Below are 26279 nucleotides of genomic sequence, written 5' to 3'. Positions count from 1 at the left end.
TCCGCGCCTAGTGTGCGGCCCGTGGCGGTGCGGCAGGAGCGCCCGGACGAGGCGGCCGGGGCCCGGCCGGGCGCGCCGGCTCCCCGGGTGGGCGGCATCGACCTGGCGCGCGGTCTCGCCGTGCTGGGCATGTTCGGTGCCCACATGGGCCTCGCCGACGACCTGTCCTGGGACCCCGCCACCTGGTCGGAGGTGGTCAACGGCCGGTCGTCGATCCTGTTCGCCGTCCTCGCGGGCGTGTCGATGGCGCTGCTGTCCGGGCGCACCCGCCCGCCCGACGGCGACCAGCTGGTGCAGGCCCGCGTGCGCATCCTGGTCCGGGCGGCCTGGCTCTTCGCGATCGGTGGCCTGCTGGAGCTGCTCGACACCTTCGTCGCGGTCATCCTGCCCGTCTACGCGGTCCTGTTCGTCCTCGCCGTCCCGTTCCTGCGCTGGTCCCCGCCGCGGCTGCTGACCCTCGCCGGCGCGCTCGCCGTGGTGGCGCCTCCGGTCGACCTGCTCGTCGGGCAGCTGGCCACCGAGCAGGGCGCCGCGGACCGGCCGTTCACCGATCTGCTGTTCACCGGCGTCTACCCGGCCGTCCTCTGGTGGGCCTTCGTGCTCGTCGGCCTCGCGGTCGGCCGGCTGGATCTCGGCGCGGCCCGGGTCCGCGCGGCCCTGGTGCCGGGCGGCGCGACGCTGGCCGCCCTGGGCTACGCCGGCGGCTGGCTGAGCACCGAGCTGCTGGCCGACGGCCGCCCGTCGACCGGGGTGGACGTCGGTTTCCCGCAGCTCGGGGAGTGGGACGCGGCCTGGCTCAGCGGCGCCGCCGCGCACGGCGGCACGACGTTCGAGGTGCTCGGCTCCACCGGGGTGGCGCTGGCGGTCATCGGCCTGTGCCTGGTGCTCGCCGACCGGCTGCCCCGGCTGACCTACCCGCTGGCGGCCGTGGGCGCCCTGGCGCTGTCGGTGTACAGCGCGCACCTCGTGGCGCTGTGGTGGCTCGACCCCGGCTTCCCGGCCGGGGCCGGCCTGTGGCTGCGCTTCTGCACCGCCGCGCTGCTCGTGGCGTCCCTCTGGCGGCTGCTCCTGGGGCGGGGAGCGCTCGAACGGCTGCTCACCTGGAGCTCCGGGCGGGCGGCCGGGACGGGACCCGCGACCGCCCGGGACGCCGTCGGGCCCCCGGAGGCCCCGGAGCGGGCGCCGTAGATTGGTCCCTCGTGCGTGCCGAACCGCTCATCGGAGTGCTGGCGTTGCAGGGTGACGTCCGCGAGCACCTGGCGGCGGTGCGCGCGCAGGGAGCCGCGGCGGTCACCGTGCGCCGTCCGGCCGAGCTGGCCTCCGTCGACGGGCTGGTGATCCCGGGCGGGGAGTCGACCACCATGGCCCGGCTGGCCACCCGCTTCGGCCTGCTGGAGCCGCTGCGGTCCGCGGTCGCCGGCGGCCTGCCCGTGTACGGCTCCTGCGCCGGGATGATCATGCTCGCCGACCGGCTGCTCGACGCGCCGCCGGACCAGGTGACGATCGGCGGGCTGGACGTCACCGTGCGGCGCAACGCCTTCGGTCGCCAGGTCGACTCCTTCGAGTCCGAGATCGCGCTCGAGGGGGTACCCGGGGGCCCGCTGCACGCCGTCTTCATCCGGGCCCCGTGGGTCGAGCAGGCCGGCCCCGGGGTGCAGATCCTCGGCCGGGTCGTCGGGGGGCCGGCCGACGGTAAGATCGTCGCAGTCCGCCAGGGGAACCTGGTGGCCACCAGCTTCCACCCCGAACTGACCGGGGACCGCCGGGTGCACGCGCTGTTCGTCGACCTGGTGCGCACACACATGGCGGACCGATCGGGCGCCGGGAACGAGAGGGGAGTGCCGTGAGCGGCCATTCCAAGTGGGCGACCACCAAGCACAAGAAGGCCGGGATCGACGCCAAGCGCGGCAAGCTCTTCGCCAAGCTGATCAAGAACATCGAGGTCGCGGCGCGCACCGGCGGCGGTGACCCCGCCGGCAACCCGACGCTGTTCGACGCCATCCAGAAGGCGAAGAAGAGCTCGGTGCCCAACGACAACATCGACCGGGCGGTCAAGCGCGGTGCCGGTCTCGAGGCCGGCGGGGTCGACTACCAGGGCATCACGTACGAGGGCTACGCCGCCGGCGGTGTCGCCGTCCTCGTCGAGTGCCTGACCGACAACAAGAACCGGTCGGCCATGGAGGTGCGCACCGCCATGACCCGCAACGGCGGGTCGATGGCCGACCCCGGGTCGGTCGCCTACCTCTTCTCCCGCAAGGGCGTCGTCGTGGTGCCGAAGGCCGACGGCGTGGACGAGGACAGCGTGCTGCTGGCGGTGCTCGAGGCCGGCGCGGAGGAGGTCCGCGACCAGGGCGACACCTTCGAGGTCATCTCCGAGCCCACCGACCTGGTCGCCGTCCGCGCGGCGCTGCAGGACGCCGGGATCGACTACGACTCGGCCGAGGCCGGGTTCGTGCCCAGCGTCACGGTGGAGCTCGACGAGGAGACGGCGGGCAAGGTCTTCCGGCTCATCGACGCCCTCGAGGACTGCGACGACGTGCAGAACGTGTACGCGAACTACGACGTCTCGGACGAGGTGCTCGAGAAGGTCGGCTGACGCCACCGGCGGACTTTCGGCGCGGAAGTCCGCGTCGCGGTGCCGGATCGTCGGCCGCGGCGGTTAGCGTGGGTCGAACACCAGTTCGGCTGACGGCGGGAGGCGCCTCCATGCGGGTGCTCGGCATCGACCCGGGCCTGACCCGGTGCGGGTGGGGCGTGGTCGACGGGCGTCCCGGCGCCCGGCCCACCGCGGTCGGCGTGGGCGTGATCCGCACCGCCGCGGAGCTGGACCTGGAGCTGCGGCTGCTCGAGCTGCACACCACGGTCACCGCGTTGCTGCGCGAGCACCGGCCGGACGTCGTGGCGATCGAGCGGGTGTTCACCCAGAACAACAAGAGCACGGCCACCGGAACCGCCCAGGCGGCCGGGGTCGCGGCGCTGGCCGCGGCCCAGGCCGACCGGCCGGTTGCCTGGCACACCCCGAGCGAGGTCAAGGCCGCGATCTCCGGCAGCGGCCGTGCGGACAAGGAGCAGGTCACCCTGATGGTCACCCGGGTGCTCGGGCTGGCGAGCCCGCCGAAGCCCGCCGACGCGGCCGACGCCCTGGCGCTGGCGGTCTGCCACGCCTGGCGCGGCCCGGCACAGCAGCGGCTGCGGAGCGCGGCGCTCGCCGGCGGGCTCGGGGCGCCCGTCGTGCAGCGCACGCTGCCCCGCTGGCAGGGGGTGTCGGCCCGATGATCGCCAGCGTGAGCGGCCGGGTCGCCGCGGTCTCGCCGGACGGCGCCGTGGTGGAGGTCGGGGGCGTCGGGCTGGCCGTGCAGTGCACACCGGGCACGATCGCGCGGCTGCAGGTGGGGCAGAGCGCCCGGCTGTCGACCAGCCTGGTGGTCCGGGAGGACTCGCTGACCCTCTACGGCTTCGCCGATGACGACGAGCGGCAGCTGTTCGAGCTGCTGCAGACCGCCAACGGCGTGGGCCCGCGGCTGGCCCAGGCGGTGCTGGCCATCCACCCACCGCGCGAGGTGCGGCGGGCGGTGTCGACGGCCGACGTCAAGGCGCTCATGCAGGTGCCCGGCATCGGCAAGAAGGGCGCGGAGCGGCTGATCCTGGAGCTGCGCGACCGGCTGGGCACGACGACGACCGACACCCAGCTGGACGGCGCGCCGATCCCCGCGGGCCTGGGGCCGGTCACCCCCGTCGCGCCGTGGCGGGACCAGCTGACCTCCGCCCTGGTCGGGCTCGGCTGGTCGGGCAAGGAGGCCGAGGGCGCCGTCGTCCAGCTCGCGCCGCTCGCCGACGAGCAGGTGGCGGCGAGCGGTGCCGTCGAGGTCGCGGTTCTGCTGCGGCAGGCGCTGCAGCTGCTGGGGCGGTCGTGAGCGACCGTCGGTGTGAGGGGGTGAGCGCATGAGCGCGCCGTTCGACCGGCCGCTGCTGGCCGAGTCCGACGCCGTGGGCCCCGGGCCGTTCGACGCGGTGTCCGCGCAGGCCGGGGACGAGGAGCGGGTCGTCGAGTCGGCGCTGCGCCCGCACTCCCTGGCCGACTTCATCGGCCAGCCCAAGGTGGCCCGCCAGCTGGACCTCGTGCTCGAGGGGGCCAAGCGCCGCGGGCGGCCGCCGGACCACGTGCTGTTGTCCGGCCCGCCGGGTCTGGGCAAGACCAGCCTGGCCCTGATCATCGGCTCGGAGCTCGGGACCGCGGTGAAGATCACCAGCGGCCCGGCGATCGAGCGGTCCGGCGACCTGGCCGCGATGCTGTCCAACCTCGGCCCCGGTGACGTGCTGTTCATCGACGAGATCCACCGGATCGCCCGGCCGGCCGAGGAACTGCTGTACATGGCGATGGAGGACTTCCGCGTCGACGTCGTCGTCGGCAAGGGGCCCGGGGCCACGGCGATCCCGCTGGAGATCAACCCCTTCACGCTGGTCGGGGCGACCACCCGGGCCGGGCTGCTCACCGGCCCGCTGCGCGACCGGTTCGGGTTCGTGGGCCAGATGGAGTTCTACGAGCCCGCCGAGTTGCAGCTGGTGCTCGCCCGCAGCGCGGCGCTGCTGGGCGTGGAGCTCACCGAGGCCGGCTCGGCCGAGATCGCCGGCCGCTCGCGCGGGACGCCGCGCATCGCCAACCGGCTGCTGCGCCGGGTGCGCGACTACGCGGAGGTCAAGGCCGACGGGCGGGTCACGCGGCAGGTGGCCGAGGCGGCGCTGGCGCTCTACGACGTCGACCACCTCGGGCTGGACCGGCTCGACCGCGCGGTGCTGGAAGCCCTGGTCATGCGCTTCGGCGGTGGTCCGGTCGGGGTGGCCACCCTCGCCGTGGCGGTGGGGGAGGAGCCGCACACCGTCGAGGAGGTCTGCGAGCCCTTCCTCGTGCGGGCCGGGCTGCTCGCCCGCACCCCGCGGGGCCGGGTGGCCACCGAAGCGGCGTGGCGTCACCTGGGGCAGCCGGTCCCGCGCGGCGGGATCCCGCTCGGATCGGTCACAGCCGTCCCGCAGGTACCGGGGACATCAGCGGAGCCACTGTTCGACGCCTAGACTGCACGTCGCTGGCGCGCAACCCGAGCTCAGCCCCGGCCGCGCCCCGTGCGCCGGTCGTCGGCGTGCCGCAACCGACGTTCCCGAGCGGTCCCGTCCGGGGCCGTACCCACCGCGCGACGCGCCGCGGTAGAGAGGCACATCTGTCGTGGAGCAGTACTTCCCGCTCGTCCTCCTGGCCTTGGCCTTCGTGCTCCTCATCGTGCTGCCCGCCCGGCAGCGCAAGAAGATGCAGGCCCGGGCCCAGGCGATGCAGGAGTCCCTGGCGCCGGGCACCCCGGTCATGACCACCTCCGGGCTGCACGGCACGGTGGCGGGCCTCGGTGAGGGCACCGTGGACCTGGAGATCGCCCCCGGCGTCGTGGCCACGTTCGCGCGGCAGGCGATCCTCGAGGTGCGACGTCCGGCCGATGCCCAGCCCGGCCCCGCCGCGCCCCGTGACGACACGCCGGGGTCCGTCGACGACGGCCCCGCGGACCCCCTGCGCTGATCCGGAGCTTCCCGTGGCCCAGCGTCAGCTCCCGGCGAGCCGCTACATCGGCGCGTTCTTCCTGCTCGTCGCCCTGCTCTACACCCTGATCTTCCTCACCGGCGACACCCGCACGCCGCAGCTCGGGCTGGACCTGCGCGGCGGCACGACGGTCACGCTGACCGCCCAGACGCCGAACGGCAAGGCTCCCGATCCCGAGGATCTCGACCTGGCCCGCCAGATCATCGAGCAGCGGGTCAACGGTCTCGGTGTCGCCGAGGCCGAGGTGGTCACCGAGGGCGACTCGAACATCGTCATCTCCGTCCCGGGCGACAACGGGGAGCAGGCCCGCGAACTCGGCCAGACCGCCCAGCTGCGGTTCCGGCCGGTGCTGGCCGGCCCCGAGCCGGCCACGCCGCCGGCCGGGGCGGTCGAGGGCGCGCCGCCCACCGACACGCCCTCGCCGTCGGGCGAGGCCACCCCGACCGACGGGTCCGCCCCCGCGGCGCCCGCCCCCGACGCGCCTCCGGTGACCGAGGAGCAGGCGGCCGCCGAGTACGCGACGCTCACCTGCGCCGACGAGCCGCTCGGCGCGGTGGACCGCTCCGAGGACTACGTCGCCGCGTGCAGCGAGAACGGCGAGGTCAAGTACCTGCTCGGCCCCACGATCATCGAGGGCACCGAGATCGAGGACGCCAGGGCCGGCACGCAGCAGGGCACCGGCGAGTGGGTCGTGCTCCTGGACTTCAACGACACCGGCCGCACCACCTGGGCCAACTACACCGCGGCCAACGTGGGGAAGAACGTCGCGTTCACCCTCGACGGCCGGGTGATCTCCGCCCCGACCATCCAGAGCGCGATCACCAGCAACCCCACGACGATCACCGGGCAGTTCGACCAGACCAGCGCCGAGGAGCTGGCCAACCAGTTGCGCTACGGCGCCCTGCCGCTCACGTTCACCCAGGCCACCGCCCAGTCGATCTCCACCGAGCTGGGCGCCGAGCAGCTGCGGGCGGGGCTGATCGCGGGGGCCATCGGCGTGGCGCTGGTCTTCGTCTACGCGCTCATCTACTACCGGCTGCTGGGCCTGGTGATGCTCGCCAGCCTGATCCTGTCGGCGGTGGTCGTCTACGCCGTCCTCGTGCTGCTGGGCCGGCAGATCGGGTTCACCCTGAGCCTGGCCGGCATCGCCGGGTTCATCGTGTCCATCGGCATCACCGCCGACTCCTTCGTCGTCTACTTCGAACGGCTCAAGGACGAGATCCGCGAGGGCCGCACGCTGCGGTCGGCGGTGCCGCGCGCCTGGGTGCGCGCCCGGCGCACCATCCTCTCGGCGGACGCGGTCAGCTTCCTGGCTGCGGCGATCCTGTACGTGCTCGCCATCGGCGACGTGAAGGGCTTCGCGTTCACGTTGGGCATGTCCACGGTCCTGGACCTGATCGTGGTCTTCCTCTTCACCCATCCCCTCATGGCGGTGCTCTCCCGGTTCAAGGGCTTCGCCGGCAGCCGGTTCTCCGGGCTCGGGCAGGTCGAGCACACCCGCCGTCCCGCCCGGCCCGCCCCGGCCGGGTCGAAGCAGCTGGCCACCGCGGGCACCGCCTCCCGGGCCGGTGCCCAGGACAGGAGCACGTCATGACCCCCCGCGACGAGCCGCCCACCCGGACCGACGGCGACCCGCCCGTGGAGCCCCGTCCCGGCCGGGCGGCGGAGCACACCCCCACCGGCCGGACCGCGGCGGACACCGCGCTCGAGGACGCCGGGCTGCCCCGCGAGGGCACCGCGGCGCGCCGTCCCGAGCGGCGCGCGTCGCTGGGGCACCGGCTCTACAACGGCGAGGCCGGGCTGGACGTGGTCGGCCGCAGCCGGCTGATCTACCGGATCACCGCGGTCGTGGTGCTGGCCTGCATCCTCGCGATCGTCTTCCGGGGCTTCAACTTCGGCATCGACTTCGCCGGCGGCAACAGCTTCCGGCTGCCCGGCACCCAGGCCGAGCTGAGCCAGGTGCGCGAGGCCGCCGAGGAGGCGGGTGCGGATGTCGCCAGCGCGCAGATCGTGGGCGGCAACACCGTGCTGCTGCGGACCGGCGCGCTCAGCAACGACGCCGAGCGCAAGGTGATCCAGGCGGTGGCCGAGGCCGCCGACATCGAGCCGTCCGAGGTCAGTGTCGAGGCGGTGAGCCCCGAGTGGGGCCGGGACATCACCCAGCAGGCGCTGATCGCGCTGGCGGTGTTCCTCGTCGCCGTGGTGGCGTTCCTGGCGCTGCGGTTCCAGCTGAAGATGGCGGTCGGCGCGATAGCGGCGCTGGCGCACGACATCGTCCTCACCGCGGGCGTCTACGCCGTGGTCGGCTTCGAGGTCACCCCGTCGACGATCATCGGGTTCCTCACCATCCTCGGGTTCTCCCTCTACGACACCGTGGTGGTCTTCGACAAGGTCGACGAGAACACCCGGGATCTCATGAAGACCGCCCGGATGACCTGGGGCGAGGCGGCGAACCTGGCGGTCAACCAGACCCTCATGCGCTCGATCAACACCTCGGTGATCGCGCTGCTGCCGGTCGCCGGGTTGCTGTTCGTCGGCGCCGGCCTGCTGGGCGTGGGCACGCTGAAGGATCTGGCGCTGGTCCTGTTCGTCGGGCTGGCGGCGGGCACGTACTCGTCGATCTTCCTGGCCACCCCGATCGTCGCCGACCTCAAGGCCCGCGAGCCCGAGGTCCAGGCCCTGCGCAAGCGGGTGCTGGCCCGGCGCGCCGCCCAGGCCCGCCAGGGCGGCGCCCGCCCGGACGCCGGCCCGGTGGCCAGCGCCCGTCGCGCCCGTGGCGCAGCACCCCGCGCCGCCGGCGTGGCCCTGGCCGAGCGCGAGGAGGACCTCGGTCCGGCGCAGGCCGACATGGTGGTGGAATCGCCGGACTCGGTGCAGCCCGAGCCGCGGGGTGGAACGGCGGCCCCGCGGCCCGGCGCCCGTCCGCAGCGCCCGGGCCGGTCCGGCGGCGGGAAGAAGCGCCGGTGAACGTCGAGCCGGCCCAGGAGGTCGTGGACGAGCCGCTGGACGAGCTCATCGCCGGTCTCACCGTCGACATCCCGGACCACCCGGAGCCGGGCGTCGTCTTCCGTGACCTCACGCCGGTCTTCGCCGACGGGCGGGCGTTCCGCCGGATGATCGACGGCCTGGCCGCGCCGGGGGCCTCCGACCCGCGGGCCGCCGCGCTGGCGGGGCCCGCGCCGCACCCGCCGGGAGATCCGGGCTTCGATGTGGTGGTCGGCGTGGAGGCCCGGGGCTTCCTGCTCGCGGCGGCCGTGGCCCTGGACGCGGGTGTGGGCGTGGTCCTCGTCCGCAAGGCCGGCAAGCTGCCGCGGGAACGCGTCTCCGCCGACTACGCCCTCGAGTACGGGACCGCCACTCTCGAGCTGCACACCGATGCCATCCGCCCCGGGCAGCGGGTGTTGATCGTCGACGACGTCCTGGCCACCGGCGGCACGCTGGGCGCGGCCATCGCGCTGGTCGAGCAGCTGGGCGGGGTGGTCGCGGCGGTCTCCGTGGTGGTCGAGCTCGCCGCACTGGCCGGGCGCCAGCGGCTGGCCCCGCACACGGTGCACGCGCTGTGGACCACCTGAGAGGGAGATGACCTGCCCGAGCAGGCAGTCCTCGTCCAGGGGCCGACTACCATGGTGAGGGTTCCTCCTCCTCAGGCCTGCAGGAGTCGCCATGGGCCCCGACGCCGCCACCAACGTGGCTGCCCCGCGGCCTGAGACGCCTGCGCTGCCGGCCGGCTCGGCGGCGCCCGGGACCGCGCCGGCCGATCCGGGCGCCGCGCCGGCGGAGCGCCCGCCGCTGCCCACCCGGCCGATCGTCCGTCGTCCGGACGACGTCGGCAGCGAGCCGCCCGGGGAGAACGAACCGGTCGGCGCGCCCAGGCGCCGAGTGCGCGACCGGCTGGCCCGCCGCATCGTCGCGGGTCAGCGCAGCGGCCTGGTCCGCCCGGTGCTGGAGCCGCTGTCCGCCCTGCACCGGCAGAGCCACCCCAAGGCCGACCTGGGGCTGCTGCAGCGGGCCTACGACGTGGCGGAGGCCGCCCACGCCGCGCAGAAGCGCAAGAGCGGTGACCCCTACATCACCCACCCGCTGGCCGTCGCGACGGTCCTGGCCGGGCTGGGGATGGACACGACCACGCTGGTCGCCGCGCTGCTGCACGACACTGTCGAGGACACCGGGCAGACGCTGGAGTCGATCACCGAGACGTTCGGCCCGGAGGTCGCCCACCTCGTCGACGGGGTCACCAAGATCGACAAGGTCAAGCTCGGCGACGCTGCGCAGGCCGAGACCATCCGCAAGATGATCGTGGCGATGGCCCGCGACCCCCGGGTGCTGGTCATCAAGCTGGCCGACCGGCTGCACAACATGCGCACGCTGCGCTTCCTGCCGCCGGAGAAGCAGGAGAAGAAGGCGCGGGAGACGCTGGAGATCCTCGCCCCGCTGGCCCACCGGCTGGGCATGAACACCATCAAGTGGGAGCTCGAGGACCTCGCGTTCGCCACGCTCTACCCCAAGCGCTACGACGAGATCGTGCGCCTGGTGGCCGAGCGGGCGCCGTCCCGCGACACCTACCTGGCCGAGGTGACTTCCGCGGTCAAGGACCAGCTCAAGGCCGCCGGCATCGAGGCGGTCGTCACCGGCCGGCCCAAGCACTACTACTCGATCTACCAGAAGATGATCGTCCGCGGCCGGGACTTCACCGACATCTGGGACCTGGTCGGCATCCGCATCCTGGTCGAGTCGGTCCGCGACACCTACGCCGCGCTGGGCATCATGCACGCGCACTGGCAGCCGGTGCCGGGCCGCTTCAAGGACTTCGTCGCGATGCCGAAATTCAACATGTACCAGTCGCTGCACACCACGGTGATCGGCCCGCAGGGCAAGCCGGTCGAGCTGCAGATCCGCACGCACGACATGCACCGCACCGCCGAGTACGGCATCGCCGCGCACTGGAAGTACAAGGAGAAGGCGAAGGCCGGCGGCCGGGCCGGGGACACCGGCAGGTCCAAGGTGGGCTCGCCCGACGACATGCTGTGGCTGCGCCAGCTGCTGGACTGGCAGCGCGAGGCCCAGGAGCCCGGTGAGTTCCTCGAGACCCTGCGCTACGACCTCGGTCCGCAGGAGGTCTTCGTCTTCACGCCCAAGGGCGACGTGATCAGCCTGCCGGGCAACTCGACGCCGGTCGACTTCGCCTACGCGGTGCACACCGAGGTCGGGCACCGCTGCATCGGCGCCCGGGTGAACGGCGCGCTGGTCTCGCTGGACAGCACGCTGAACAACGGCGACGTCGTGGAGATCTTCACGTCGAAGTCGCCCACGGCCGGCCCGTCGAAGGACTGGCTGGCCTTCGTCGGCTCCTCCCGCGCGCGGACCAAGATCCGGCAGTGGTTCACCAAGGAGCGCCGCGAGGACGCCGTCGAGGCCGGCAAGGAGGCCCTCACCCGGGCCATGCGCAAGGCGGGCCTCCCGCTGCAGCGGCTGCTCGGCGGCGAGGCGCTCTCCACGCTGGCCATGGATCTCCGCCACGGCGACGTCACGGCGCTCTACGCCGCGGTCGGGGAGAACCAGATCTCGGCCGCCTCGGTGGTCGAGAAGCTGATCACCGCGCTGGGCGGTACCGAGGGCGCGGTCGAGGACATCGCCGAGACCGCCATCCCGGCCCGCCGGCCGGTGCACCGCCGCTCCTCCGGGGGGGACCCGGGCATCGTCGTCCACGGGATGGCCGATGTCTGGGCGAAGCTCGCCAAGTGCTGCACCCCGGTGCCGGGCGACGACATCCTCGGGTTCGTCACCCGGGGCGGCGGCGTCAGCGTGCACCGGACCGACTGCACCAACGCCGAGGACCTCACGAGCAAGCCGGAGCGGCTGGTGGACGTCACCTGGGGCAGCCACCCCGGGTCGGTGTTCCTGGTCGCCATCCAGGTGGAGGCGCTCGACCGGCACCGGCTGCTCTCCGACGTCACCAGGGCGCTGGCCGACGAGCGGGTGAACATCCTCTCCGCCTCGGTGCAGACCAGCCGCGACCGCGTGGCGATCAGCCGGTTCACCTTCGAGCTGGCCGACCCGGCGCACCTGGGCGCGGTGCTGCAGACGGTGCGCAACGTCGAGGGCGTCTTCGACGTGGAGCGCGTCACCGCCTGAGAAACGGCACCCTCAGGCGGCCGGGCGCGGGGCTTAGGCGGGGAGCGTCTCGCTCAGGAAGCGGGCGTTCTCGCAGGGGGCGCCGGGTTCCGGCGTCGTCTCGGGGTTACCGGTGAGCAGCTCGACGAACTGCCGCAGGCGCGGGTCGTCCGCCGCGTCCAGGCGGAGCGCATGGTTCCACGCCTGCAGGGACACCGGCACGCCGAGGTCCGGGTACGGCGAGAGCATCAGGCCCGGCACGCCCTCGACCGCGGCGGCCAGCGCGGCGACGGACTCGGCGTCGGCCAGCTGCGGGTCGTAGGTGATCCAGACGGCGCCGTGCTCCAGGGAGTGGACGGCGTTCTCCGGCCGGATCGGCGCGGCGTAGACGGTGCCGGTGCAGTCGGCCCAGGCCGGGTCGTGCGGCCCGCCGACGGGCGGGCGCTCGGCGTAGGGGACGTCCCCGGTCACGTGCGGCTGGCCGGGGGCGTAGTCGGCCACGCGGGTGTTCTCGAGGGTGACCGCGTCGGGGGCGGGGGCGGGGTCCCCGGTCACCGTGCCCGTGCAGCCGGCGACGGCGGCCACGGCAAGCACCGTGGCGACCGCCGCGAGCACGACGCCGGGACGGCGGAGGCCCGCCCGGAGGGTCACTCCGCGACCGTCATCGACTCGATGGTCACCGGCTCGGTGGGGGCGCCGCCGCCCGGGCTGGGATCCAGCGAGCCGTCGTTGCCGTTGGCCGCCACCTCGTCGAGCACCGCCAGGCCGGCGTCGTCCACGGTGCCGACCACCGTGTAGTCCGGCGGCAGCAGGCTGTCGCCCCACACCAGGAAGAACTGGCTGCCGTCGACGCCCTGCCCGCTGTTGGCCATGGCGATGGTGCCGCGGGGATAGGTCTCCTCGCCGGTCACCTCGGTGGGGGAGTTGTAGGTCGGCCCGCCGGCGCCGGTGCCCGTCGGGTCACCGCACTGCAGCACCTGCAGCGAGGCGCTGTCGGTCTGCCGGTGGCACGGGGAGTCGTCGAAGTACCCCTCCTCGGCCAGGTGCACCAGGCTGGCCGCCGTGCAGGGCGTGGCCGCCCGGTCCAGGGTCAGCGTCAGCTCACCGAGGTTGGTCGACATGCGCAGCTGCGCGGTCCCCTCGGCGGGCACCTCGTCGGCCGGCTGGTCCACCTCGATGAGGTAGGGGTTGCGTGACGGGGCGGCCGACCACTCGCAGGTCACCGTCTCGCCGGAACCGGCCGTCCCGGAGCCGCCGCCGCTCCCGGCGCGGGCCTGGGCGCCCGACCCGCTCACCTCACCGGAGCAGGCGGACAGGAGCAGCAGCGCACCGGCCAGGCCGGCGCCTGCGCGCAGGCGCAGCGTCACGGGCGCTCCCCGCCGGCGCTCGTCGAGCCCGCAACGCGGCGCGCCGTGCCCATGGGTGACCTCGCGGGCTCGGTCACGAGGCGACCGTCAGCGACTCGATGCGGACCTCCTGGGTCGGCGCGCCGTCCCCGGGGCCGTTGCTGCCGTCGTTGCCGTTGGCGGCGATGGTGTCGAGGGTCGCCAGCCCGGCCTCGTCGATCGTCCCCAGGACGGTGTAGCTCGGGGGCAGCTGGCTGTCGCCGTAGACCAGGAAGAACTGGCTGCCGTCGAAGCCCTGCCCGCTGTTGGCCATCGCCACCGTGCCCCGGGGGTAGGTCTCCGCGCCGGTGACCTGGGTGGGGAACTGGTAGGCGGGGCCGCCCCGGCCGGTGCCGCTGGGGTCGCCGCACTGCAGGACCTTCAGGCCCTCGGAGTCGGTCTCCCGGTGGCAGACCGTCCCGTCGTAGTAGCCCTGCTGGGCCAGGTGGACCATGCTCGCCACGCCGCACGGGGCGTTGGCGTTGTCCAGCGTCAGCCCGATCGTCCCGAGGTTGGTGGTGATCGTGGCCGGGGTGGTGCCGGTCGGGTTCACCTCGGTGGGCGGCGTGCCGGTGTCACCGCGCAGGGCGGGGTTGCTCGCGGTGTCGGCCGGGGTCCAGTCGCAGGTGCCGTCGCTGCCGTCGACGACCGCGGGGCTGGTGGGGGCGGCGGTGGTCGGCTCCGCGGCGGCGTTGTCGGTGTCGCCGCCGCCCCCGGTGATCAGCCAGACGGCGCCGATGACGAGCACCACCGCGGCGGCGGTGACCCCGATCAGCAGGTTGCGCCGGCGTCTGCGGGCCAGCTCGGCACGGCGCTCGAGTTGGCGCTGCAGGCGACGCTGGGCGGCCTGCCGCCGCTGCTTGTTGCTCGGCACGGGTCGTACTCCTCGGACGGCGTGTGCTGCGGCGGGGCGGCGCCCCGGGGCGCGCCCGCACACCGCGGGACTCCGCGCGAGTCTAGGTGCAGTTCCTGGACGTTCCCTGGTTGCCGGGAAGCCCCGGTGCGGCGGAACGGGCCCGCGTAACCTGCTGGGGTGCTCATCCGCTCGTTCCCGGCCGGTGCGTTCGGCACCAACTGCTACGCCGTCGCCCCCGGGCCGCGGCAGGAGTGCGTGGTGATCGACCCCGGCATGGACGCCGTCGAGCCGCTGGCCCGCATGCTGGCCGAGGACGGTCTCCGCCCGGTCGCCGTCGTGCTGACCCACGGCCACCTCGACCACACGTTCTCCGTGCTGCCCGTCTGCGACGGCTACGACATCCCCGCCTACCTGCACCCCCGCGACTTCGACATGCTCGCCGACCCGGTGCGCTGGCACGGCCCGCAGCTGGCGCCGCTGATCACCGGGGTGAAGCTGCCCGACCCCTCCGACGTGCGCCCGCTGGACGACGGCGCCGTGCTGTCGCTGGCGGGGGTGGAGCTGACCGTGCGGCACGCCCCCGGCCACACCCAGGGCTCGGTGATGTTCTCCGTCGACCTCGACGACGCCCCGGGCCTGCTCGCCGGCGACGTCCTCTTCGCCGGCTCGGTCGGCCGCGTCGACCTGCCCGGCGGCTCCTGGGAGGACATGCTGCGCTCGCTGCGCGAGGTCGTCCTGCCGATGGACGACGCGACCGTGGTGCTGCCCGGGCACGGCCCGGCCACCACGATCGGGCGCGAGCGCGCGACCAACCCGTACCTGGCCGAGGCGGCCGCGGGGCAGGGGCCGGCGCCGAAGGGGCGAGGGCTGTGAGTGAGGGACTGCGGGCGCCCAAGGGCACCTTCGACGTCCTGCCGCCGGAGTCGGAGCGGTTCCTGGCCGTCCGGGAGACGCTGACCGCGCCGTTGCGGCGGGCCGGGTACGGCTACGTCGAGACGCCGGTGTTCGAGGAGACCGCCGTCTTCTCCCGGGGGGTGGGGGAGTCCACCGACGTCGTGACGAAGGAGATGTACACCTTCGACGACCGGGGCGGCCGCTCGCTGACCCTGCGGCCCGAGCTCACCGCCGGGCTGATGCGGGCGTTCATCGAGCACCGGCTGCACACCGGCGCGCTCCCGGTGAAGCTGTGGACGGTCGGCTCGGCGTTCCGCTACGAGCGGCCCCAGGCCGGCCGCTACCGGCACTTCACCCAGGTGGACATGGAGGCGCTCGGCGTCGACGACCCGGCGCTGGACGCCGAGGTGGTCGCGCTCGGGGTGCAGGGCTTCCGGGACCTGGGGCTCACCGACTTCGAGCTGCTGCTGACCTCCCTCGGCGACGGCAGCGACCGGCCGCAGTACCGGGAGAAGCTGGTCGCCTACCTGGACCGGCTCGACCTCGACGAGGACACCCGCCGGCGGGCGGAGATCAACCCGCTGCGGGTGCTCGACGACAAGCGGCCGGAGGTGCAGGCCCAGCTCCAGGACGCCCCGCTGATGGTCGACCACCTGTCGGACTCCTCCCGGGCGCACTACGACGCGGTCCGCCAGTACCTCACCGACCTCGGCATCAGCTGGACCGAGGCGCCGATGCTGGTGCGCGGCCTGGACTACTACACGAAGACCACCTTCGAGTTCGTGCACCACGGGCTCGGCGCGCAGTCGGCGATCGGTGGCGGGGGCCGCTACGACGGGCTGTCGGCCGCGCTGGGCGGGCCGGACGTGTCGGGCATCGGCTACGCCGTCGGCGTGGACCGCACGCTGCTGGCCGTGCAGGCCGAGGGGCTCGACATCGGCGTCGCGACCGGCGTGCAGGCGTTCGTCGTCCCGCTGGGGGCGGAGGCCAAGCGGCTGGCGGTGCGCCTGGTCGGGCAGCTGCGGCAGGCCGGGATCTCGGCCGACACCGTCTACGGCGACCGCGGGCTCAAGGGCGCGATGAAGGCCGCCGACCGGTCGGGCGCCTCCCACGCGGTGGTCATCGGCGAGCGGGACCTCGCCGCGGGGGTCGGCCAGCTCAAGGACCTGCGCACCGGCGAGCAGATCGCCGTCCCGACCGGTGAGCTGTTCGAGCGGGTGCGTGCGACGGTGGGGGCATGAGTCCCGTGCAGACCCGCCCGCTCGGCCGGACGGGAGCCGAGGAGCTGCTGCCCGCACCGGCCAAGGCCGGGGTCCGCGTCGCCGCGGCCCGCGCCCCTCTCACCGACACCCAGCTGGCCGATCTCGAGCGCGTGTACGACGAGCGCATCCGCGCGCACGTGCACGACCGCTGGTAGTCCTCGCCGTCCCCTCCTTCCGAAAGGCACCCCACCTTGCTTCGCACCCACGACGCCGGCACGCTGCGCGCGTCCGACGCCGGTTCCACGGTCACCCTCGCCGGCTGGGTGGCCCGCCGCCGCGACCACGGCGGCGTGGTCTTCCTCGACCTGCGCGACGCCTCGGGGTACGTGCAGGTCGTCGTGCGCGAGGAGGAGGCACACCACCTGCGCAACGAGTACTGCGTGCTCGTGACCGGTGAGGTGCGCCGTCGCCCGGAGGGCAACGAGAACCCCGACCTGCCGACCGGCGAGATCGAGGTCGCCACGTCCTCGCTCGAGGTGCTGTCGGCGTCGGCGCCGTTGCCGTTCCCGATCGAGACTGACCAGGCCGCGAACGACGACGTCCGCTACAAGTACCGCTACCTCGACCTGCGGCGGCAGGGCCCGGCCCGCACGCTGCGGCTGCGCTCGGAGGTCAACCGGATCGCCCGCCAGGTGATGGCCGGGCACGGCTTCGTCGAGGTGGAGACCCCCGACCTCACCCGGTCCACCCCCGAGGGCGCCCGCGACTTCCTGGTCCCGGTCCGGCTGCAGCCGGGCAAGTGGTACGCCCTGCCGCAGTCGCCGCAGCTGTTCAAGCAGCTGCTGATGATCGGTGGGCTCGAGCGCTACTACCAGATCGCCCGGTGCTTCCGGGACGAGGACTTCCGCGCCGACCGCCAGCCGGAATTCACCCAGCTGGACTTCGAGATGAGCTTCGTCGACCGCGACGACGTCCTGGCCGTGGCCGAGGACGTCGTCCGGGCGCTGTGGCGGGAGCTGGCCGGCTACGCGGTGCCCGAGATCCCGCGGATGAGCTACCGCGAGGCGATGGACCGCTTCGGATCGGACAAGCCGGACCTGCGCTTCGGCCTGGAGCTCACCGAGCTGACCTCCTACTTCGCGCACACCCCGTTCCGGGTGTTCCAGGCACCGTACGTGGGCGCCGTGGTGATGCCCGGCGGTGCGTCGCAGCCACGGCGGGCGTTCGACGCGTGGCAGGACTGGGCGAAGTCGCGAGGCGCCAAGGGGCTGGCCTACGTCACCGTGGGCGAGGACGGCACCCTCGGCGGGCCGGTCGCGAAGAACATCTCCGAGGAGGAGCGCGCCGGTCTCGTGGCGGCCGTGGGCGCGCAGCCCGGCGACGCCGTCTTCTTCGCCGCGGGCGCGCGCCGCCCGGCGCAGGAGCTGCTGGGCGCCGTCCGCAACGAGATCGCCCGCCGGCTGGACATGATCTCCCCCGGCACCTGGTCGTTCCTGTTCGTCGTGGACTTCCCGATGTTCGAGGAGACCGAGGACGGCGGCTGGACGTTCATGCACCACCCGTTCACCTCGCCCACCCCCGAGTGGCGGGACCGGTTCGCCGAGGACAAGGCCAACGCCCTGTCGGACGCCTACGACCTGGTGGTCAACGGCAACGAGCTGGCCAGCGGCTCGGTGCGCATCCACGACGCCGAGCTGCAGGAGCGGGTGTTCGAGACCCTCGGCATGTCGAAGGAGGAGGCCCGGGAGCGGTTCGGGTTCTTCCTGGAGGCGTTCTCCTACGGCCCGCCGCCGCACGCCGGCGCCGCGATCGGCTGGGACCGCACCGTCGCGCTGCTGGCCGGGGTGGACTCGATCCGCGAGGTCATCGCCTTCCCGAAGACCGGGGCCGGCTACGACCCGCTCACCGGGGCGCCCACGCCGATCACCGAGGAGCAGCGCAAGGAGGCCGGCATCGACGCCACGCCGGAGGAGCCGCCGCTGCCGGGGGAGCCCGGCGCGCCGGGAAGCGGCGTGACGATCCGGCCGTAGTGCACGACGACCCGGCCGAGGCCGGGGGCGACACCGTCCCGGACGGCCCCGACCCGGACACGGCGTCGATGTCCCACGCCGGTGGGTCACGGTCTCACCGGTAGCGTCCCTCCCATGCCGCTGCGTGCCCGCACCCTCCTCGGACCCGGCCCCTCCAATCCCTACCCGGAGGCGACGGTGGCCCTCGGGCAGCCGCTGCTCGGGCACCTCGACCCGGTGTTCCTGCAGGTGCTGGACGAGACGTCGGACCGGCTGCGGCAGGTCTTCGGGACGGCGAACCGGCGCACCCTGCCGCTGTCGGCCACCGGCTCGGCCGGGATGGAGGCGGCGTTCGTCAACACCGTGGGCCCCGGCGACGTGGTCGTCGTCGCGGTCAACGGGCTGTTCGGCGAGCGGATGGTCGACGTCGCCGGCCGCTGCGGCGCCACCGTCGTCCGGGTGGACCACGAGTGGGGGCAGCCGGTCGACGCCGACCGCGTGCTGGCCGCGCACCCCGCGCCGAAGCTGATCGCCGCCGTCCACGCGGAGACCTCCACCGGTGCGCTGTCCGACCTCACGCCGCTGGCCGCGGGCAAGGGCGACGCGCTGCTGCTCGCCGACTGCGTGACCTCGCTGGGCGGGATCCCGGTGCAGCTGGACGAGTGGGGTGTGGACCTCGCGTACTCCGGCGCGCAGAAGTGCCTGGGCGTGGCGCCCGGCCTCGCGCCGTTCACGATCAACGACCGCGCGTGGGAGCGGCGGATCGCGAAGCCGCAGAGCTGGTACCTGGACCTGGGCATGCTCGGCGGCTACGCCGGGGAGGCCGCGGGCTCCGGTGGCCGCACCTACCACCACACCGCGCCGACCGGGATGGTCGTGTCGCTGCACGCCGCGCTCGGCCGGATCCTCGACGAGGGCCTGGACGCCGTCCACGCCCGGCACGCGGAGGCCGGGCGGCTCCTGCAGGAGGGGCTGCAGGCGATGGGGTTGGAGCTCTTCGCCGCCGAGGGGCACCGGCTGCCGGAGCTGACCACGGTCCGCGTGCCCGACGAGGTGGACTCCGCCGCCGTCCGCAAGGAGCTGCTGGAGCGCTACGACCTGGAGATCGGCGGCGGTGTGGGCGCGTACGCCGCGTCGGTCTGGCGGATCGGGCTGATGGGCCACAACGCCCGCCCGGACACCGTGACGCTGGTGCTGGGGGCGCTGCGCGAGGTCCTCGGCCGCTGAGGCGACCTCCCCGTGAGTTGATCATCGTCTGCGTGCTCGGTCGGGCGGCGTGTCCACCCAGGGGTCGTGCACGCAGACGGTGATCAACTGAGGCCGGGTTGCCAGCCCCGGCTGAGGAGGGCCCGTCGGGTGCGCTCCACGACCACGCCGGCACCGGAGTTGCGGGCGCCGAAGCGGAGCACCAGCCAGCCGTCGGCCGCCATGAGCGAGTACCGGTCGATGTCGCGGTCGAACTGCTCGCGTTCGGCGTGCTGCCGTCCCTCGTACTCCAGCGCCAGCTTCCACGCCGGATAGCCGAGATCGGCGTGCACGACCGCGCGCCCCCAGCGGTCCACGATGGGCACCTGCATCACCGGGTCGGGCAGGTCGCTGGCGAGAAGGCAGTACCGCAGCCAGCTCTCGCGTGGCGAGGCAGCCCGGCCGGAAAGGTGCGGGGCCCATTCGCGGGCGCGCACCACCCCGCGGACCCGATCGGCACGGCTCAACCGGCGTTCGAGCGCCTCGGAATCCATGTGGCCGGCGTGCATGAGGGCGTCGCCGAGGGCGAGCAGGTCCGGTGCCAGAAGCCGGGCCGCCATGTCCAGGTAGGTCTGCGGCCCCGAGGTCAACCGGAGATCGCCGTGTACGACGACGTCCTCGTCGGTCAGCCGGCGTGCGTGCACGGTGAGCTCGGTCTGCTGGGGAAGAACAGAGCGCGGGCGCAACACGACGTGCAGAGCGTGCGGTTCCGGGTCGGTCACCCCGTACAACGCGGTGGCCGTGCCCAACCCGAAGGCGGCGTCTGCCGGGAGCAGTCCGGCCCAGGCGCGGCAGCGCTCGGCGAGCGTCGGCTCGACCGCGCGGGACAGGTACAGGCCTCGGCCGATCGCGACACCGTCCGCAGCGATCTGCCGGCGCGTCACGCCGCGACGGCGGGCTTCCGACCACGTGTACGAGCTGCCCAGCGGTATGCCCTCCATACCGCGACGCTGAGGGCGTGGGCGGGTCGGGCGGGGCCGTTGATCGGATCTGTGGACGGGCCGGGACCTGTGGAACGCGACCCTTGCAGTTGATCATCGTCTGGGTGCACGGCTCAGCGGTGTGCCTGCCCGGATGTCGTGCAGGCAGACGATGATCAACGCGGGCAGGGTCAGGTGGCGTCCAGGCGGGCGAGCTGCTCGGCGGTGAGCGCGAGGTCGGCCGCCGCGGCGGAGTCGGTGACGGACGAGGGCCGGGACGCCCCGGGGATAGGGACGAGGACGTCGGCCTGGGCGAGGTGCCAGGCCAGCGTCACCCGGTACACCGACACGCCGAGCTCGGCGGCGACCTCCGCGAACGCCGGCGCGGCCGCCGCGAGCGAGCCGGCGGCCGAGATCCCGCCGAACGGGCTCCACGGCAGGAACGCCAGCCCGTGCGCGGCGCAGTGCGCCAGCTCGTCGGCGGAGAACCGCCAGCCGGGGGAGAACTGGTTCTGCACGCTCACCAGCGCGTCGCCCAGGACCGCCCGGGCGACGTCGATCTGCGCGACGTCGGCGTTGGAGATGCCCACCATCCGGACCAGGCCGGCGTCGTACAGGTGCCGCAGCCCCGCCATCGACTCCTCCCAGGGGGTGTCCGGGTCGGGCCGGTGGAACTGGTAGAGCCCGATGGCGTCGACGCCGAGCCGCTTGAGCGACGCCTCGCACGCCCGCCGCAGGTAGGCCGGGGACCCGTCCAGCTCCCAGCCGGTGCCGCGCCGGGTGTGCCCGCCCTTGGTCGCGACGAGCACGTCGGTCGTGCTCGACCCGTAGGAGGCCAGGGCGGCCGCGACCAGCGACTCGTTGTGCCCGAACTCGGACTCGTCGTGGGCGTAGGCGTCGGCGGTGTCGATCAGCGTCACCCCGGCGTCGAGCGCGGCGTGCACGGTGGCCTCCGCGTCGGCGGGCGAGGGGCGGTCCTCCCTGGTCGACAGGAGCATCGCCCCCAGGCCGATGGCCCCGACCGGAGCCCGACCGACCACGTCGTTGCCGATGCTGCGCTGCTGCACGGAAGACTCCTCCTCGGATCGGGAACCGGGAACGGTCGTGCCCCGCAGGTAGCGTCGTATTCGTGAGTTCGCTGTTCGACGCCCCGGCCGCGGAGGAGGGCGCGACCGTCGACCCCGGCGCGCCGCTCGCGGTGCGGATGCGGCCGCGCTCGCTGGACGAGGTCGTCGGCCAGGAGCACCTGCTCGGCGCCCGCTCGCCGCTGAGAAGGCTGGTCGAGGCCGACGAGCCGATGTCGGTCGTCCTCTACGGCCCACCAGGCACCGGCAAGACGACGCTGGCGCACGTCATCTCGCTGGCCACCAAGCGGCAGTTCGTGCAGCTGTCCGCCCTCGACGCCGGGGTCAAGGAGGTCCGGGCCGTCATCCAGGGCGCCAAGCGCGAGCTCACCTACGCCGGCCGGCGCACGGTGCTGTTCATCGACGAGGTGCACCGCTTCTCCAAGACCCAGCAGGACAGCCTGCTCTCCGCGGTCGAGGACCGGATCGTCAGCCTCATCGCCGCGACCACCGAGAACCCCTTCTTCTCCGTCGTCAGCCCGCTGCTGTCCCGCTCCCTGGTGCTGGCCCTCCAGCCGCTGTCCGACGACGACGTCCGCGCGGTGCTGCGGCGGTCGCTGACCAGCGACCGGGGCCTGGACGGCGCGGTGACCCTCACCGAGGAGGCCGAGGAGCACCTGGTGCGGGTCGCCGGGGGCGACGCGCGCAAGGCGCTGACCGCGCTGGAGTCCGGGGCCGGGGCGGCGCGGGCCATGGGCACCGACGTCCTCGACCTCGCCACCCTGGAGACGGCGGTGGCCCAGGCCGCGGTCCGCTACGACCGGCAGGGCGACATGCACTACGACGTCGCCAGCGCGCTGATCAAGAGCATCCGCGGCAGCGACGTCGACGCCGCCCTGCACTACCTGGCCCGGATGGTGGAGGCGGGGGAGGACCCGCGTTTCATCGCCCGCCGGCTGGTCATCGCCGCCAGCGAGGACATCGGCATGGCCGACCCCACGGCGCTGCAGACCGCGGTCGCGGCCGCCGAGGCCGTCGCCTTCATCGGCATGCCCGAGGGGCACTTCCCGCTCGCCCAGGCCGTCGTCCACCTGGCCACCGCGCCGAAGTCCAACGCCCTCACGGTGGGGATCAGTGAGTCCATCGCGGACGTGCGCGCCGGGCTGGCCGGGCCGGTGCCGCCCGGGCTGCGGGACGCGCACTACGCCGGGGCGAAGAAGCTCGGCCACGGCCGGAGCTACAGCTACCCCCACGACGCGCCCGACGGCATCGTGCCGCAGCAGTACCCGCCCGACGCCCTCGTCGGCCGCGACTACTACCGGCCCACCAGCCGCGGCGCGGAGGGGCCGATCGCCGCCCGCCTGGGCAAGCTGAGGGCGATCGTCCGGCGCGGCCGCTGAACCCCCAGCGGGCTCCCCGCGGCCGTCGTCGGCCGCGACTACTGTGACCACGCCGGACCGACGCCCGCCGGTCGGAGCCGGGCAGGTGCGTGCAGAGGCGTCGAACGAGGAACAGGAGACCGCGCGTGTCCGCAGGAGAGTGGGCCGGAATGATCGCAGCGCTGGCGCTGCTGCTGCTGGTGGTGCTGCTGGCCGTCCCGATCCTCAAGCTGGGGCGCACGCTGGACGAGGCGACGCTGACCATCCGGCAGACCCGCGAGCAGAGCGCACCGATCCTGAGCCAGGCCTCGACCACGGTCGCCCACGTGAACAGCAACCTCGAGCGGGTCGACGACATCACCGGCAACGCCGCGAACGTCTCCAGCAACGTCGCCGCCCTGACCAGCGTGGTGGCCGCCACCGTGGGCAGCCCGCTGATCAAGGTGGCCGCCTTCAGCTACGGCGTCCGCAGCGCCACGCGCAAGAAGCGGGAGGGGCAGGCCATCGCCGAGGCCGCCCGCCGTGACAAGGAGGCGCGCCGCACCCGTCGCGCCGCCCGGCGGGCCGCCTGATGCGCCGGCTCTTCTGGCTCGCGATGGGCATTACCATCGGAGCCCTGGTCGTCCGCAAGCTGTCCCGGGCCGCCGAGAAGCTCACCCCACAGGGCGTCGCCGGTGCCCTCGTGGAGGGGCTGCGCGATCTCGCCGACGCGATCGGCGAGTTCGGCGCAGACGTGCGCGCCGCCGCCGCGGAGCGGGAGCAGGAACTGCGCGCGGGCACCGAACTGGATGCGCCCCTGCCCACCCGGGGCCACGTGGAGCTCCCCGCCCGCCGGGGCGCGCACGCCGCCGACCGCTGACCATCCCCGAGCCGTCCGCGCGAGACCGGCGCCGGCCCAGGAACGACAGAAGCCGAGTAGAACCACATGCAGACCGCCGAGATCCGCCGCCGCTTCCTCGAGCACTTCGCCGCGCGCGGGCACACCGTCGTCCCCAGCGCCTCGCTGGTCTCCCCGGACCCGTCGCTGTTGTTCACGGTGGCCGGCATGGTGCCGTTCATCCCGTACCTGACCGGCCGTGAGCCCGCGCCCTACCCGCGGGCCACCAGCGTGCAGAAGTGCGTCCGCACCCTCGACATCGAGGAGGTGGGCAAGACCACCCGGCACGGCACGTTCTTCCAGATGAACGGCAACTTCTCCTTCGGCGACTACTTCAAGGAAGGCGCGATCCAGTCCGCCTGGGAGCTCATCACCGGCTCGGTGGAGGACGGCGGGCTGGGCTTCGACCCGGAGAAGATCTGGGTCACCGTCTACCTGGACGACGACGAGGCCGCCGAGGCGTGGAAGCGGATCGCCGGGCTGCCCGACGAGCGCATCCAGCGCCGCGGGCTGAAGGACAACTACTGGCACACCGGCCAGCCGGGCCCGGGTGGGCCGTGCAGCGAGATCTACGTCGACCGCGGCCCCGCGCACGGCAAGGACGGCGGGCCGGTCGTCGACGAGGACCGGTTCCTCGAGATCTGGAACCTGGTCTTCATGCAGCACCAGATCGAGGACGTGCGGAGCAAGGAGGAGTTCCGCATCGTCGGCGACCTGCCGAAGAAGAACATCGACACCGGCATGGGCCTGGAGCGGGTGGCCTATCTGCTGCAGGGCGTGGACAACCTCTACGAGATCGACGAGGTCGCGCCGGTGCTGCACCGCGCCGCCGAGCTCGCCGGGATCACCTACGGGCGCAACCACGAGGACGACGTCCGGCTGCGGGTCGTGGCCGACCACGTGCGCAGCGGCCTGATGCTCATCGGTGACGGCGTCACCCCGGGCAACGAGGGGCGCGGATACATCCTGCGCCGCCTGCTGCGCCGCGCGGTCCGCTCAATGCGGCTGCTGGGGGTCGACTCGGCCACGCTGCCGGAGCTGCTGCCGGTGTCCCGGGACGCCATGAGCCCCAGCTACCCCGAGCTGGCCGCCGACTTCGACCGCATCGCCGCGGTCGCCTACGCCGAGGAGGAGGCCTTCCGCCGCACGCTGTCCTCCGGCAGCGCGCTGTTCGACACCGCGGTCGCGCAGGCCAAGCAGGCAGGGAGCCCGATCCTCTCCGGGGAGCAGGCCTTCTCGCTGCACGACACCTACGGCTTCCCCATCGACGTCACCCTGGAGATGGCCGCCGAGCAGGGCGTCACCGTCGATCAGGAGGGGTTCCGCGCGCTCATGCAGCAGCAGCGCGAGCGGGCCCGCGCCGACGCCCGCGCCAAGAAGACCGGCTCGGTGGACGTCCTGGCCTACCGCCGGCTGCTGGCCGAGCACGGTCCCACCGACTGGCGGGCCTACGACACGCTGCGCACCGACGCCCGCGTGCTCGGCCTGGTCTCCGACCTCGCCGAGGCCGACGGGGGGGCCGCCCCGGCCGGGCCGGGGGAGATCACCCGGGTGGTGCTCGACCGCACGCCGTTCTACGCCGAGTCCGGCGGCCAGGTGGCCGACGCCGGCGTGTTCACCTGGGACGGCGGCCGTGCCGAGGTGCTCGACGTCCAACGGCCGGTCAAGGGCCTGGTCGCCCACCAGGTGCGGGTGCTGGAGGGAGAGCTGCGCGAGGGCGCCGAGCTGGTCGCCGAGGTGGACCGGGAGTGGCGGCTGGACGCCTGCCAGGCCCACTCCGGCACCCATGTGGTGCACGCCGCCCTGCGGCAGGTGCTCGGCCCGCAGGCGCTGCAGTCCGGCTCCTACAACCGCCCCGGCTACCTGCGGCTGGACTTCGCCTGGCAGGGTGCGCTCACCCCCCAGCAGCGCCAGGACATCGAGGACGTCGCCAACGCCGCGGTCCGCGCCGACCACAAGGTGTCGGCCACCTACATGTCCCTGGCGGAGGCGCGGGCCATCGGCGCCCTGGCCCTGTTCGGCGAGACCTACGGCGAGCAGGTGCGGGTCGTGGAGATCGGCGGGCCGTGGTCGCGCGAGCTCTGCGGTGGCACCCACGTGCAGGGCAGCGCCCAGATCGGCACGCTGGCGCTGACCGGCGAGTCCTCCGTCGGCTCCGGCTCGCGCCGCGTGGAGGCCGTCGTCGGCCTGGAGGGCTTCCGCTACCTGGCCCGCGAGCGCGACCTCGTCCGCCAGCTCGGGGAGATGCTCAGGACGCCGACCGACAACCTGGTCGAGCGGGTCAGCGGCATGCTCGCCCGGATCCGCGACGTGGACAAGGAACTGGCCGAGCTGCGCGGCCAGCAGGCCCTCGCCGCGGCCGGCTCGTTGGCCGCCTCGGCGCACGACGTCGGCGGGATCGCGGTGGTCACCGGCTCGCCGACCGGGCTGGGCGGCGGGGACCTGCGCACGCTGGCCCTCGACGTCCGCGGCCGGCTGTCGGCCGACCGGCCCGCAGTGGTCTTGCTCGCCTCGGAGTCGGCGGGCAAGGTGGCACTGGTGGCAGCCTTGAACCCGGCCGCACAGGAGCGCGGGCTGTCCGCGAACGACGTCCTGCGTGCGGCGGCGCCCCCGGTCGGAGGCCGGGGCGGTGGAAAGGCCGATGTGGCCCAGGGCGGCGGAACCGATGCCGGTGGCATCCCCGCGGCCCTGCAGGCCGGCGAGCAGGCGGTCGCGACCGCCGCAGGAAGGTGAGCCCCGTGCCCCAGCAGCGGCCC

At 73.9% G+C, this 26279-nt stretch carries 25 protein-coding genes; 20 read left to right on the top strand and 5 right to left on the bottom strand.

Annotation, left to right across the window (positions count from 1 at the left end; translation table 11 throughout):
- Positions 1-21 precede the first annotated feature (21 nt).
- The 11 genes from BMZ50_RS13115 (at position 22) to BMZ50_RS13065 (ending at position 11713) form a co-directional block, all read left to right on the top strand.
- Positions 22-1188 (top strand): heparan-alpha-glucosaminide N-acetyltransferase domain-containing protein, encoded by a 1167-nt coding sequence (locus BMZ50_RS13115; protein ID WP_218146233.1) that lies wholly within the window; start codon positions 22-24, stop codon positions 1186-1188.
- Positions 1189-1199: 11 nt separating this feature from the next.
- Positions 1200-1847 carry a pyridoxal 5'-phosphate synthase glutaminase subunit PdxT gene (pdxT, locus tag BMZ50_RS13110; RefSeq protein ID WP_091325227.1) on the top strand — a complete coding sequence of 216 codons (648 nt, stop codon included), beginning with the start codon at positions 1200-1202 and terminating at the stop codon, positions 1845-1847.
- Entirely contained in the window at positions 1844-2596 is a 753-nt protein-coding gene (locus BMZ50_RS13105; RefSeq protein ID WP_091325224.1) for a YebC/PmpR family DNA-binding transcriptional regulator, read from the top strand. Before pdxT ends, BMZ50_RS13105 begins: the two co-directional genes overlap by 4 nt.
- A gap of 110 nt (positions 2597-2706) precedes the next feature.
- Complete coding sequence (ruvC, locus tag BMZ50_RS13100) at positions 2707-3276, top strand: crossover junction endodeoxyribonuclease RuvC (RefSeq protein WP_091325221.1); 570 nt, start codon at positions 2707-2709, stop codon at positions 3274-3276.
- Between the two features lie 8 nt (positions 3277-3284).
- Positions 3285-3914, top strand: a complete 630-nt coding sequence (gene ruvA / locus BMZ50_RS13095) for a Holliday junction branch migration protein RuvA (RefSeq protein ID WP_245753626.1) — start codon at positions 3285-3287, stop codon at positions 3912-3914.
- Positions 3915-3942: 28 nt separating this feature from the next.
- A complete protein-coding gene (gene ruvB / locus BMZ50_RS13090; protein ID WP_091325217.1) occupies positions 3943-5070 on the top strand; it encodes a Holliday junction branch migration DNA helicase RuvB in 1128 nt (375 codons plus the stop codon).
- A gap of 148 nt (positions 5071-5218) precedes the next feature.
- Complete coding sequence (gene yajC / locus BMZ50_RS13085; protein WP_091325215.1) at positions 5219-5560, top strand: preprotein translocase subunit YajC; 342 nt, start codon at positions 5219-5221, stop codon at positions 5558-5560.
- Positions 5561-5573: 13 nt separating this feature from the next.
- Positions 5574-7175, top strand: a complete 1602-nt coding sequence (gene secD, locus BMZ50_RS13080) for a protein translocase subunit SecD (protein WP_091325213.1) — start codon at positions 5574-5576, stop codon at positions 7173-7175.
- Positions 7172-8548 (top strand): protein translocase subunit SecF, encoded by a 1377-nt coding sequence (gene secF / locus BMZ50_RS13075; protein WP_091325209.1) that lies wholly within the window; start codon positions 7172-7174, stop codon positions 8546-8548. The genes secD and secF overlap by 4 nt, the downstream gene beginning before the upstream one ends.
- A complete protein-coding gene (locus BMZ50_RS13070) occupies positions 8545-9153 on the top strand; it encodes an adenine phosphoribosyltransferase (protein ID WP_091325202.1) in 609 nt (202 codons plus the stop codon). The genes secF and BMZ50_RS13070 overlap by 4 nt, the downstream gene beginning before the upstream one ends.
- Before the next feature lie 91 nt (positions 9154-9244).
- The gene (locus BMZ50_RS13065) at positions 9245-11713 is read left to right on the top strand and encodes a RelA/SpoT family protein (protein ID WP_091325201.1); all 2469 of its coding nucleotides are present in this window, start codon (positions 9245-9247) and stop codon (positions 11711-11713) included.
- Between the two features lie 33 nt (positions 11714-11746).
- Here the strand turns inward: BMZ50_RS13065 and BMZ50_RS13060 are convergent, their stop codons facing one another.
- The 3 genes from BMZ50_RS13060 to BMZ50_RS13050 all read right to left on the bottom strand — a co-directional run bounded on the left by BMZ50_RS13060 (position 11747) and on the right by BMZ50_RS13050 (position 13951).
- On the bottom strand, positions 11747-12343 hold the full coding sequence (locus BMZ50_RS13060) for a thioredoxin-like domain-containing protein (RefSeq protein ID WP_091325198.1): 597 nt from the start codon (positions 12341-12343) through the stop codon (positions 11747-11749).
- Entirely contained in the window at positions 12340-13059 is a 720-nt protein-coding gene (locus BMZ50_RS13055; protein ID WP_091325196.1) for a peptidylprolyl isomerase, read from the bottom strand. The genes BMZ50_RS13060 and BMZ50_RS13055 overlap by 4 nt, the downstream gene beginning before the upstream one ends.
- Positions 13060-13132: 73 nt before the next feature.
- The gene (locus tag BMZ50_RS13050) at positions 13133-13951 is read right to left on the bottom strand and encodes a peptidylprolyl isomerase (protein WP_091325194.1); all 819 of its coding nucleotides are present in this window, start codon (positions 13949-13951) and stop codon (positions 13133-13135) included.
- Between the two features lie 159 nt (positions 13952-14110).
- Here BMZ50_RS13050 and BMZ50_RS13045 point away from each other — a divergent pair, with 159 nt between their 5' ends.
- The 5 genes from BMZ50_RS13045 to BMZ50_RS13025 all read left to right on the top strand — a co-directional run bounded on the left by BMZ50_RS13045 (position 14111) and on the right by BMZ50_RS13025 (position 19265).
- The gene (locus tag BMZ50_RS13045) at positions 14111-14806 is read left to right on the top strand and encodes an MBL fold metallo-hydrolase (RefSeq protein ID WP_091325192.1); all 696 of its coding nucleotides are present in this window, start codon (positions 14111-14113) and stop codon (positions 14804-14806) included.
- Positions 14803-16068 carry a histidine--tRNA ligase gene (gene hisS, locus BMZ50_RS13040; protein WP_091325190.1) on the top strand — a complete coding sequence of 422 codons (1266 nt, stop codon included), beginning with the start codon at positions 14803-14805 and terminating at the stop codon, positions 16066-16068. The genes BMZ50_RS13045 and hisS overlap by 4 nt, the downstream gene beginning before the upstream one ends.
- Positions 16065-16244 carry a hypothetical protein gene (locus BMZ50_RS13035; protein ID WP_091325188.1) on the top strand — a complete coding sequence of 60 codons (180 nt, stop codon included), beginning with the start codon at positions 16065-16067 and terminating at the stop codon, positions 16242-16244. The genes hisS and BMZ50_RS13035 overlap by 4 nt, the downstream gene beginning before the upstream one ends.
- Before the next feature lie 36 nt (positions 16245-16280).
- Entirely contained in the window at positions 16281-18059 is a 1779-nt protein-coding gene (gene aspS / locus BMZ50_RS13030) for an aspartate--tRNA ligase (protein ID WP_091325184.1), read from the top strand.
- Positions 18060-18173: 114 nt separating this feature from the next.
- Positions 18174-19265: a pyridoxal-phosphate-dependent aminotransferase family protein gene (locus BMZ50_RS13025; RefSeq protein ID WP_091325179.1), complete on the top strand. Its 1092-nt coding sequence runs from the start codon at positions 18174-18176 to the stop codon at positions 19263-19265.
- An 83-nt stretch (positions 19266-19348) separates the two neighbouring features.
- On the opposite strand, the gene BMZ50_RS13020 is transcribed toward BMZ50_RS13025, so the two are convergent.
- On the bottom strand, positions 19349-20224 hold the full coding sequence (locus BMZ50_RS13020; protein ID WP_091325177.1) for a hypothetical protein: 876 nt from the start codon (positions 20222-20224) through the stop codon (positions 19349-19351).
- A 170-nt stretch (positions 20225-20394) separates the two neighbouring features.
- Positions 20395-21270 (bottom strand): aldo/keto reductase, encoded by an 876-nt coding sequence (locus BMZ50_RS13015; RefSeq protein ID WP_091325174.1) that lies wholly within the window; start codon positions 21268-21270, stop codon positions 20395-20397.
- Positions 21271-21332: 62 nt separating this feature from the next.
- Between BMZ50_RS13015 and BMZ50_RS13010 the strand changes: the two genes are divergently transcribed.
- From BMZ50_RS13010 to alaS, 4 genes are all read left to right on the top strand, one after another.
- The gene (locus tag BMZ50_RS13010) at positions 21333-22667 is read left to right on the top strand and encodes a replication-associated recombination protein A (RefSeq protein WP_091325172.1); all 1335 of its coding nucleotides are present in this window, start codon (positions 21333-21335) and stop codon (positions 22665-22667) included.
- A 149-nt stretch (positions 22668-22816) separates the two neighbouring features.
- On the top strand, positions 22817-23218 hold the full coding sequence (locus BMZ50_RS13005; protein WP_245753625.1) for a DUF948 domain-containing protein: 402 nt from the start codon (positions 22817-22819) through the stop codon (positions 23216-23218).
- A 23-nt stretch (positions 23219-23241) separates the two neighbouring features.
- Positions 23242-23505, top strand: coding sequence for a hypothetical protein (locus BMZ50_RS13000; protein WP_245753624.1), 264 nt, complete (start codon positions 23242-23244; stop codon positions 23503-23505).
- 66 nt (positions 23506-23571) lie between these two features.
- A complete protein-coding gene (gene alaS / locus BMZ50_RS12995; protein WP_091325165.1) occupies positions 23572-26256 on the top strand; it encodes an alanine--tRNA ligase in 2685 nt (894 codons plus the stop codon).
- The last annotated feature ends 23 nt before the right edge of the window (positions 26257-26279 follow it).

Origin of the sequence: Geodermatophilus ruber, from assembly GCF_900114385.1 — a bacterium.
GTDB classification, from domain to species: domain Bacteria; phylum Actinomycetota; class Actinomycetes; order Mycobacteriales; family Geodermatophilaceae; genus Geodermatophilus; species Geodermatophilus ruber.
This window is presented reverse-complemented; position numbering and strand designations above follow the sequence as displayed.

Bases quoted from the DNA above. Each gene is read 5' to 3' on its own strand.
- BMZ50_RS13020 (WP_091325177.1), bottom strand. From the start codon at position 20,224: ATGGAGGGCATACCGCTGGGCAGCTCGTACACGTGGTCGGAAGCCCGC.
- BMZ50_RS13065 (WP_091325201.1), top strand. From the start codon at position 9,245: ATGGGCCCCGACGCCGCCACCAACGTGGCTGCCCCGCGGCCTGAGACG.
- ruvB (WP_091325217.1), top strand. From the start codon at position 3,943: ATGAGCGCGCCGTTCGACCGGCCGCTGCTGGCCGAGTCCGACGCCGTG.
- BMZ50_RS13005 (WP_245753625.1), top strand. From the start codon at position 22,817: ATGATCGCAGCGCTGGCGCTGCTGCTGCTGGTGGTGCTGCTGGCCGTC.
- secF (WP_091325209.1), top strand. From the start codon at position 7,172: ATGACCCCCCGCGACGAGCCGCCCACCCGGACCGACGGCGACCCGCCC.
- alaS (WP_091325165.1), top strand. From the start codon at position 23,572: ATGCAGACCGCCGAGATCCGCCGCCGCTTCCTCGAGCACTTCGCCGCG.
- BMZ50_RS13000 (WP_245753624.1), top strand. From the start codon at position 23,242: ATGGGCATTACCATCGGAGCCCTGGTCGTCCGCAAGCTGTCCCGGGCC.
- ruvC (WP_091325221.1), top strand. From the start codon at position 2,707: ATGCGGGTGCTCGGCATCGACCCGGGCCTGACCCGGTGCGGGTGGGGC.
- BMZ50_RS13035 (WP_091325188.1), top strand. From the start codon at position 16,065: ATGAGTCCCGTGCAGACCCGCCCGCTCGGCCGGACGGGAGCCGAGGAG.
- BMZ50_RS13025 (WP_091325179.1), top strand. From the start codon at position 18,174: ATGCCGCTGCGTGCCCGCACCCTCCTCGGACCCGGCCCCTCCAATCCC.